Genomic DNA, 9,379 nt, shown 5'->3' with positions numbered 1-9,379 from the left:
AAGGCTCACTGTGCTGGCGTGTCGCTAGTGTTGGGTCCTTGCATCGTGATTTGACAGAGCACGTTGTGTAATTGGTTCTGTTCGTCCACGGCAGCGCCGGACGTCCGCACTCGGCGAAGATCGCAACCCGGCGGAACCCGAGAACGTGACATAGGCGTAGGGCAGTCAGTCGTGCCCGATGTGAGGCGGCAGCTGCTTGCCTGGCTTGCAGTTCGGACAGTGCTCGTCCCGGTCGCCATTCCGTCATCGTGCTTTGTTGTCGCCATCGAAACCACGGTGAGTGACCGGCCGCAATGGCAAGTTCTGCTTGTGATTGCCTTTTGGATGTCGATCCAAATTCGAGGCCTGCAGTGGTGATCTACCTTCACCGAGCTACAAGCAAACCTTCACAAGATAGAGCCTACTGTGGGTGAACCACGTATCGGAGCACAGGCTGCATGTGTCGCGATGCGCGTTCGACAACGTTGAGGTTCGAGCAGGCCGCTGAAGTACCCGTCGCAGCTCCCTAACCGCCTCACCCGACAGAGTGATCCCCTTTCACCGCGAACAACGGTTACGCTGCATTACCCAGCTGAGGCAGTTCAGGAGCGAGGCTGGCTCTTTCCAGGGAGCGCCACCATGACCCGTCAGCGAGGAGGTGCTCTGGATGACACGCGTGGGCTACCCGCCCGCCATGCAGCAGTTTCGTCGCGAGAACCATGGCGCCGTCGAGCTTCTCCGGGATCAGATGCGGGACTGGAACAGCTTCACGCTGTTCATCGGCGCAGGTCTCTCTAGGCCGTTCGGGTACCGTCTGTGGGGAGAGTTCCTGCGGAACGTCGCCGAGAGCCGCCCTGGCCTTTGGCTAAAAGTAAGACCACACATGAAAAGCGACCTGTCCAAGGTCGCGCAGGTGCTGGAGGACCAACTCGGCGTGACGTCATTCCGTCGGGCCGTCGCCAATGAGTTCAAGGAGAACGGCAAACTCCGTAGCTTCACCCAAAGCGTCTACCCGGCTCTGGCGGTCTTGCCGGATCTGGTCAACGGTCCAGTCATTACAACGAACTTGGATCACGTGCTTGAGCACGTTTTCGCGGCCATGAATCGACCTTTCTCGCGGGTCGTATGGGGTGAGAGAGCGCAGGAGATCATCAAAAACCCCTTCATGGCTGGTGGGAACCTCATCAAATTCCACGGCGACTACACGGACCCTGCCGCATGGGTGCTGACGACACATCAGTACAACGCGATGTACGGCAAGCCTGATGAGCTTGAAAGCATCATGGCCTCGGACGACGAACTGAAGCAGTGGCCACTGCCCCATCTGCTAAGTCTGGTTACCTATGCGCGCCCCCTGTTCTTCATCGGCTGCAGCCTCCGGCAAGACCGCACCCTGGACGTATTGGACCGGCTCGCTTCAAACGACCGTGCCAATCCTCACGTCGCCTTGCTGGAGCGGCCTTCAACCGCTGAGGAGCTTGACCAGCGGCGTCACGCACTAGATCCACACGGCATTCTGCCGATCTGGTACCCACTCGACCAACACGGCTGTGTTGCTGGCTTCCTCCAGTACCTGCGGTCTCAGAAGCCGCGGCACCAGCGATAACCAAACATGAACAGGGGTCCAGATGGTGATCTGGACTCCTTGTCTATGCACTTGCCCTCGTCAGTGCCTCGCGCTAAAAGATTCCTCCGCCGTTGCGGGAGCACGAACGCGGGCGGCCGCCGGACGGTACACTGAGCCGCACGCCGATCCTCGGCTGTAACTCCCTTGTCCCCACCTCCGATCTACCGGCCAGTCGTCGAGTGGGTGGAGGAACCATGGGCTTTTCGGTGAAGATCGCGCCGGGCGTTCGCATCCGGGCATCGAGCCGCGGAATCCGCACGAGCGTTGGGCCGCGGGCTGCCCGACTCCATGTAGGCGGCGGCCGGACCGGCTTCTCATCGGGCGTCGGTCCTGTGGGGTTCTACACTTCGTTGTCAGGCACCCGGCAGCGATCCGGTGGCACGACACGGCGAAGCACGGTCGGCACGTCGCAACGGACGCTTGCACAAGCTGCCAAGGCCGAGTTCGCCGAGCAACTTCGTACTGCTCTGCTCAGTATCCTCAACCTGCACCGCCAGGACTTCCCGCCCGCCACGCGACCCATCGCACCCGCACCCACCCCAGTGGCGGCAGACGAGGTTCGGCGAAAGCATCAGAAGCACGCGCTTGCGGGCATCGGTCTGTTCCAGCGCACCGCTCGCCGTGAAGCCAAGGCGCGAGCGGAAGCAGCCGCAGCCGCCGAAATCCAGGAACTTTCCGCTCGGCGATCAGCAGAGCAAGCCCAACATCAGTCGGACTTGGACCAATGGTGGGAAGCCTTGCAGGCTAATGACGAAACCGTCGTGCTCGAAGTGCTCTCGGCGGCCTTCGAAGACAACGAAGCACCGGCTGCGCCGGTTGGCGTGGACGGCTCCGAGCTGACCGCCGTGGTGCTTGTGCCCACCGTTGACATCGTGCCGGAGAAGAAGCCAACCACGACCGCCGCAGGCAACCTCAGCCTCAAGAAGCTCACGAAGACCGAGCGCAACAACCTGCATCTCATGCTCGTGGCCTCGCACATGCTCCTAACAGTCCGCGAGGTGCTCGCGGTAGCGCCCGGACTCACCGCCGTGCGGGTCGTCGCACTCCAGCAATCGCGCGTCGATGCTTACGGCACACCACAGATCGACGTGCTGTTCGGTGCTCGATTTGAACGCGACCGCCTCGCCGCTGTGCGCTGGGATGACGCCGAGGCCAACAACATCATCCACGACACCGCCACCGAGGTCGTGGTAGACCTCAAGCGGACGACGCATGAGCTTCAGCCCATCGACCTCAGCACAGAGCCAGCCATCCAAGACCTTCTTGGTCGGGTCGAGATCGGCGAGCTGATCGAGCGCCAGTAGCGCCACACGAGCCGATCCTCAGAACCTCATGGTGAGCAATGTCCGAAGGGTGGTTCGATCAGGCGCTCGAGGAGATGCCGAGGCAACATCGACTACGTACCGTCAGCGAGAAAACGCCGCCCGCTCAAGTAGCGCTGCAGCAGCTTCATGATCGCCGATTGCGTCGATTCCAGACCGAACGGCAACCGCTCGGCCTCACCCGGAGTACGTCCAATCTCATCGACCATAGTGAGATGGCGCAGCAGGCGATCGCGATGTGGCCGGAACTCCCGCTGATCATGCAGGCCAACCAGGCGTTGCTGTGCCGCGCCGTCCGGTTCTGCGCCGACGCGGGCGTCGTGGATGTACGGGTCGGCAAACGTTGCAGGAGACCGTCGGTTGGCCTGACTCGGTCGATTCCAGCGGATTCCATAACCGGCCCTGAACCAGCCGATCCATGATTGGGTCGTGGGACCATCGCTGGAGTCGAGAGGAGATCTTGGTGGTGCGGGCGATAAGACGGGGGTTGGCGGTCATTTTCGGGACGATCCTGATCGTGCTTGGAATGGCCTTCGCAGTGGTCGCAGGCAACGTGTCGGGTGGGCCAGTGCAGCCAGGGTGCCGACGTACGCCGTCCGTGACGGTGGCGTACCTGGCGACCGTGGACGCCGGTGAGCCCGGCTGCCCGATCAAGGATCCGTAGCGAGGAGCTTCGCTCGACCAGCCGGTTCGCCATAGTCAAGGCGGGCAGGCTGGTCAAGCCGGCTGCGGACCTCGTCGGCGAGGCGATCGTCGAGTTCTTCGAAGATGGCCAGCGACTCGGTCCAACATTCCCGGGCGGCGGCCTCGTTGCCGACATCATCGAGGGCCTGGCCCAGATCGGCGAGAGTGGCGGCCGTCTCCCACCGATTCCCGAGTTCCCGGTGCAGGGCAAGGGCATGGCGGCCGTGGACGATGGCTTCGTCGTGTCGCTCCAGCCGCCGGTAGGCTTCGCCGAGGTTGTGCAGGGCAACACCTTCGCCCTCACGATGCCCGAGTTCGCGACAGAGCTCCAGTGCTTGCTGGCAGCAGTCGAGGGCGTCGTCGTAACGGCCCAGCTCCATGTGGGCCTCACCGAGGTTGTTGAGAGTTGTTCCGTGTCCCAACCGGTCACCGAGCTCGCGGCGGATGATCAAGCAGCGTCGGTAGCACTCGAGTGCCTCGTCGTACCGTCGTTGCTCCTTGTGAAGCAGGCCGAGGTTGTTGAGGATCGCGCTCGCACCGCGCCGGTCATCGAGCTCGCGGCGGATGTCCAGCGCCTGCTGGTAGCACCAGACGGCGTCGTCAAAGCACCGTAGGTCGTAGTAGGCGGCGCCGAGGCTGTTCAGGATGTGTGCCTCCGCGGCGCGATCGCCGAGCTTGCGGGCGCTGGCCAAACCGATCTCATGCGTGGAAATGCGGTCGGCTGACGGCCTGCGCAGGTAGAACAAGCCCCACAGGCACCACGTCAGCTGCCACGCGTGGACGTGTAGACGGTGGTCTGCCGCGCAACGGACAGCCGCGACGAGATTGGCGAGTTCGGTGTCACACCAGCCAAGGGCGTGCTGGTAGCTCTCGAAGTCCTGAACCGCAGGCTCGGACATCGGTGGTTCGAGTGGGATCCGCAGCCGATGCGGCGTGAGATGCCGATCGGCGTTGTCCGTTGTGTGCAGGTAATAGTCGAGCATGCGGCGCGCTGCCGCGCGCCGGTCCTGATCGGACTCATCGGCCTCGGCACGTCCGAAGGCATACTCGCGAAGCAAATCATGCATGCCGAGCCGCCCCTTTCCGGCCGGCTGGATGAGATGTGCGCGCAGCAACATGTCGAGCGACTCCTGGGCGGCCCGGACGGTCGTGCCGGCGAGTGCGGCGGTGACATGGGCATCGAATTCGGGGCCGGGATGCAGACCGAGTCGCCGGAACACGCATGCCGCGTCGGCTGGCAGATGCTTGTAAGACCAGGAAAACACCGCGCACGGGGCGGTGCGGTGATCTCCACCGAGGCCGAAGGTCGTCAGTCGGAGACGCTCCAGTTCGGCGACGAGTTCGGTCAGCGTCGCGGTGGGACGCGCGGAGGCGAGTTCGGCGACAACGCGCAGGGCAAGTGGTAGCCGCGCACAACGTTCGGCCAATGCGTCCGCGGCTGCTGGCTCGGCGTCCACGCGGTCTCCGACGAGCCTGCGCAGCAGAGCGATGGCGTCGGGAAGCGGCAACAGGTCGAGGTCGATGCGGCGGGCGCCGTGTCGTGCCACCAGACCCGCGAGGCTGTCCCGGCTGGTGATCACCACGAAGCAGGACGCCGTGCCGGGGAGCAGGTCGCGAACCTGATCCGTCGAGTGCGCGTTGTCGAGCACCACCAGCATTCGCTTGTCCGCGACCGATGTGCGATATCGCGCGGCGCGTTCCGCTTGCCCTGGCGGAATGTCGCGGACCGCTACGCCAAGGCCGCGAAGCAGCGTCTCCAGCCCTTTCTCCGGCGTCATCGGTTCGTCGGGGTCGTAGCCACGAAGATCGACATACAGCATTCCGCCGGGAAACCGATCGCGGGTTCGGTGCGCCCAATGCACGGCCAGAGCCGTTTTGCCCACCCCCGCGGTGCCGGACAGTGCCGAGACCACCACGGCGGACGGCAGCTCGTCCGGCGCGGCAAGCATCTGGTCCAAGGCCGTCAGCTGCTCGGCCCGTCCGGTGAACCCGTGCACGTCCGGCGGCAGCTCGTGGGGTGCTCCGGTGGGCTTCGCCGGAAGCTTGCCGTCGATGTCCAGGTCGTCCCTGGCGGCAACCAGCCGCTCCCGCTCAGCGCCGACTGCGCCGAGCACATCGAGCAGGCGGTCGAACACGTTGGCGGGAGGCAGGGTCGTGCCGTTGAGATATGCATACATGCTGCTGACCGAGACGCCGACTGCCTTCGCCAGCGCGGGCTTCTCCAGCCGCTCACCGGTTCGCCGCTCGCAGGTGGATAGCACCCGTTGCGTTTGCGCAGCCAGCTCGGCTTTGGACCGGATGGTCCATCCCCCGCCCGACTGCCTGCGTGGGTCACCATGGCCACGGTCAGACATGGCTCCCCGTGTGTGCTCTCCTGCCGGCCAGCGTTGCCCATCGGCCGCCGCAACGCGCTCCAGTCGTTTCCAGACGATTCCAGAACCGGCGGCCCGTCACCCGTGACCGTGGTGTCATCGATGCGTCCACTGAAATTCCATTGCACGAAAGGAAAGTCGAACAAATGCGAGCATTGGGAGTAGCCTCCGTCGTCGCGGTAGCGATTACCGCCGGGTTGGGTGGCATCGTGCTTCCGGCGGCTTCAGCTGCCGCCGCGACCAATGACGTGGGTATCGCCGCGTGCACCTACGTCGTTCGTTACGACGGTCTCGCGGTTCGCGAGAACCCGAGCCCGAACTCCGAGGTCCGGAAGTACAAGGAATACGGTTCGATCGTGAACGGGCCATGCGCCAACCACCAGCATTCGAGCGGGGAATGGTACACGGCCGTGTACTGTTCGTGCGCCACGGATGGTGAAGGTTGGATGCGGACTGTCTACCTGGACCGCGTGGCCTGACCACTGATCTGGTCGTAAATCTAAGGGAGTGAGCTTCAGCCCGACACATCGGGTGCGGCGGTCGTGCGCTTCTGCTTGACATGGCCGCCGCCCCGATGGCAATTGGCCGACAGCATCTTCTTGTGTCAGGAAAGCCGTCTTCCTGACACCGCCGTTCACCGCGAACCACCGGGGCCGAGCCGGGCCAGACGTCGGCGCACCTCGTCGGCCTCGGGGGCGCCGAGCTCGGCGAAGATCGCCAACGCCTCCCCCCAGTGCGCACGCGCGAGGTCTTCGTCACCGAGCTCGTAGTGATCTTGGGCGATGGCGTTCAGTGCACGCGCGTGATCGTGGTGGTTCGCGAGTTCGGCGGCGATGATGGCGGAGTCACGATGGTGGTGCAGGGCCTCGGCCGGGCGACCAGCCGCCAGAAGGGTGTCACCGAGGTTGTGGTGGGCCTCCAGCTCCCAGCTGCCGACGGCGATGTCGCGGAAGATCGCGAGTGCCTGCTTGTGACAGTCAAGAGCTTGGCTATGTTGCCCCAGCTCGCCATGAACGATGCCGATGGCGGAGAGCGTGCATCCCTCACCTTGGCGATCACCGGTGTCGCGAGCGATGCCCAGAGCCTGTCGAAGGTGCTTGAGGCCCTCGCCCGGTCGTCCGATCAAGCTGTAGATCTCACCGATACTGGTCAGCGTGTAGCGCTCGCCGTATCGGTCTCCGACGTCGCGCATGATGGTGAGGGCGGCACGGTGATAGTCGAGGGCCTCCTCGTAGCGGCCGAGCACGCCGTGAACAACGGCCAGGCAGATCAGCGGATGACGTTCACCGTATCGGTCGCCGATCGTCCGGAAGATGCCGAGTGACTGCTGAAGATGGTCGAGGGCATGGTTGTGGTCACCCTCGATCCGACGGGTGATACCGAGACCGCACAGCGCCTCGCCTTCACCGGACGGATCGCCGATCCGGCGAGCGACGTCCAGCGCCAGCTGGTAATGGTCGCGGGCATCAGCCGCCCGACCCGCGTGTTGGTGGATGTCGCCGATACCCCCGAGCGCATAACCCTGACCGACCAGGTCGTCGGTGTCGCGTGCGATGCCGAGTGCTCGCATGAGGTGATCAAGAGCTTCGTCATGGCGGCCCAGTGCTCGGCACGTGATGCCGAGATTGATCAGCGCATGGCACTCACTCCGCCGGTTTCGCGCGACGCGGGCGGCGCGCAGGGCGAGCGTGTGCAGGGCATGGGCGCTTGCATACCGCCCCCGGTTGCGCAGATGTCGAGCCAAGGTTTGGGAAAGATGGCTCGTGTGGCTGGGCCAGCCACGATCGGCGGCGTGTTCGGCGCTGGTAAGCAGGTTGGGCAGTTCGCCATCCAGCCAAGCCATGGCTGCGCGTTGGTCTGCGAACTCATGCGTGACGGCGGAAGGAACCGTGATCGGCGGACGGCGATTCTGCTCATGCGGATACGCCACGTCCATCGCCTGCGAGGCCGCGCAGGCGTAATGATCGAACAGGTTCGTCAGTGCGGCGTGTTTGACGGCTTCGGCGTCAGCGTCGGCTTGTTCGGCAGCATAGGCACGGAGCAGGTCGTGCATGGCGAACCGGCCGGGACCTGCTTGGTGGACGAGGTGGCCGCGCAGCAGGGCGTCGAGCAGCCCCTCCGCGGTATCAAGGTCGGTGTTGACGAGGGCGGCAACGGCGAAGATGTCGATGTCCTGGCCAGGGTGCAGGCCAAGCAGCCGAAACGCTCTGGCCTTGTCGGCGCACAACTGCTTGTAAGACCAGGAAAACACCGCACCTATCGCGGTGCGTTGATCGCCGCCTGCACTGAACGAGCCCAGCCGGTACTGATCAAGTTCGGCGGTGAGGTCGGTCAGGGTCATTGTCGGACGGCTGACGGCGAGCTCGGCGGCGATGCGCAATGCCAGAGGCAACCGGGCACAGCGCTCCGCGAGCTCCGCTGCCGCCTCTGGCTCCGTGTCGGCCCGGTCGCCGATCAGGGTGCGTAGCAACGCGATCGCGTCGCCGAGCGGCAAAAGGTCCAGGTTGATCACGCGCGCGTCGTGTCGCGCCACCAAGCCAGGCGAACCGTTCCGACTGGTGACCACGACAAAGCAGGACGGTGCGCCGGGAAACAGCTCACGAACCTCGTCGGCGGCGTAGGCGTTGTCGAGAACGATCAGCATCCGCTTGCCATGCACCAAGGTGCGGTACCGCGCCGCACGGTCGGCCAACTCGGCCGGGATGTTAGGGCCGGGCACACCGAGGCTGCGCAAGAACGCCTCCAGCACCTCGGCCGGCTGCAGGGGTCTGTCCGGGTCGTAGCCGCGCAGGTTCACATAAAGGTGCCCGTCTGGAAACCGGTCACGGACCCGATGCGCCCAGTGAATGGCCAGTGCCGTTTTCCCCACCCCTGCAGTCCCGGACACCGCCGAGATCATCACCGGCGTGGACTGCTCGCCCGATTCAGCGAGCAACTGGTCAAGCTCAGCGAGCTCGTCGGCGCGGCCGGTGAAGCCGAACACATCCGGCGGCAGCTCCTGTGGCCGCCGTCCGGCTTCAGGCGAGGCGATTCCCTGTGCTTCCAGATTGTCCCGGGCCGTGGACAACCGCCGCCGTTCAGCAGCCGGAACAACCAGCGCATCGAGCAGCCGGTCGAACGTGTCGGTTGGCGGCAAGGTTGTGCCGTTGAGATAGGCGTATATGCTGCTGGTCGAAACCCCGATGGATCTGGCGAGGGTGGCTCGTTTGATCGGCTTGCCGGTTTTCCGCTCCTTGGCGAGGATGAGTCGCTGCACTTCGGCAATCAAGTCCGCTCTGGAATCCTCATGCACGACTTCCCCTTGTAATCCCCGCTGGCGGCTTCCGGGCCTGCCAACGATTCCAGAACCGACCACACCCTAGCTGATTCGGGCGACGGTAGGTTGAGTGAGCCTC

The 9,379-nt window shown here is 64.5% G+C and carries 6 protein-coding genes; 4 read left to right on the top strand and 2 right to left on the bottom strand.

Annotated elements, in window-relative coordinates:
- Nucleotides 1-646 precede the first annotated feature (646 nt).
- From ABZ345_RS47000 to ABZ345_RS46990, 3 genes are all read left to right on the top strand, one after another.
- Entirely contained in the window at nt 647-1,585 is a 939-nt protein-coding gene (locus ABZ345_RS47000; protein ID WP_359862220.1) for an SIR2 family protein, read from the top strand.
- A 215-nt stretch (nt 1,586-1,800) separates the two neighbouring features.
- Complete coding sequence (locus ABZ345_RS46995) at nt 1,801-2,910, top strand: DUF4236 domain-containing protein (protein WP_359862218.1); 1,110 nt, start codon at nt 1,801-1,803, stop codon at nt 2,908-2,910.
- Between the two features lie 38 nt (nt 2,911-2,948).
- Nucleotides 2,949-3,350: a hypothetical protein gene (locus ABZ345_RS46990; RefSeq protein ID WP_359862217.1), complete on the top strand. Its 402-nt coding sequence runs from the start codon at nt 2,949-2,951 to the stop codon at nt 3,348-3,350.
- A gap of 228 nt (nt 3,351-3,578) precedes the next feature.
- Here ABZ345_RS46990 and ABZ345_RS46985 read toward each other — a convergent pair whose 3' ends face one another.
- Nucleotides 3,579-5,966, bottom strand: coding sequence for a tetratricopeptide repeat protein (locus ABZ345_RS46985; protein ID WP_359862215.1), 2,388 nt, complete (start codon nt 5,964-5,966; stop codon nt 3,579-3,581).
- A gap of 8 nt (nt 5,967-5,974) precedes the next feature.
- Between ABZ345_RS46985 and ABZ345_RS46980 the strand changes: the two genes are divergently transcribed.
- On the top strand, nt 5,975-6,463 hold the full coding sequence (locus tag ABZ345_RS46980) for a hypothetical protein (protein WP_359862214.1): 489 nt from the start codon (nt 5,975-5,977) through the stop codon (nt 6,461-6,463).
- Nucleotides 6,464-6,618: 155 nt separating this feature from the next.
- Here ABZ345_RS46980 and ABZ345_RS46975 read toward each other — a convergent pair whose 3' ends face one another.
- Nucleotides 6,619-9,276, bottom strand: coding sequence for a tetratricopeptide repeat protein (locus ABZ345_RS46975; RefSeq protein ID WP_359862212.1), 2,658 nt, complete (start codon nt 9,274-9,276; stop codon nt 6,619-6,621).
- Nucleotides 9,277-9,379: the final 103 nt, after the last annotated feature.

This window comes from Lentzea sp. NPDC005914 (genome assembly GCF_040629405.1).
Taxonomy (GTDB): Bacteria; Actinomycetota; Actinomycetes; order Mycobacteriales; family Pseudonocardiaceae; genus Lentzea.
Note: the sequence above shows the minus strand (reverse complement) of the source record. Positions and strands in the feature narration are given on the sequence as shown.